We start from the raw sequence: 491 nt of genomic DNA, 5'->3' as shown, positions 1-491 counted from the left end.
GGCGGCGTGGTGGGCGGCGGCGTGGTCGGGTTGCCCCCGCCGTCGACGCGCACGAGCTGCCACTGCTGGTTGGTGCCGTTCCAGTCGTCGTACTGCACGATGTTGCCACCATCGGCGGTCGACGCGCCCTGCACCTCCATCGCCTTGTTGCTGTTGCGGTTGATCAACCGCACATAGCCGCTGTCCGAGTCGGCCAACCGGAACTGCTGGTTGGTGCCGTTGTTGTCGGACCACTGCACGATCGCCCCGCCGTTGGCGGTCGAGCGGCCGGAGACGTCCAGCACCTTGCCCGACAACCGCGACTTGACCCGGTAGTAACCACCTCCGGAGTCCACGAACTGCCACTGCTGCTGGTTCCCGTTGTTACGCGTCCACTGCGTGATCCGCGCACCGTCGTTCGTGGCCAGGTTGTACACGTCCACAGCCTTGCCGCTGTTGCGGTTCACCAACACGTACCACGCGCTGGTGTCGACAGTCGCCGCTGACGCGGG

Annotated in this window: 1 protein-coding gene; it reads right to left on the bottom strand. The window is 66.4% G+C overall.

Features of this window, described 5'->3' with window-relative positions; translation table 11 throughout:
• Positions 1-491 (bottom strand): RICIN domain-containing protein (locus ACLQ27_RS32155; protein ID WP_425870261.1); only part of this gene is annotated, 491 nt, incomplete at both ends.

This window comes from Micromonospora sp. DT63 (genome assembly GCF_049841615.1).
GTDB lineage: Bacteria > Actinomycetota > Actinomycetes > Mycobacteriales > Micromonosporaceae > Micromonospora.
This window is presented reverse-complemented; position numbering and strand designations above follow the sequence as displayed.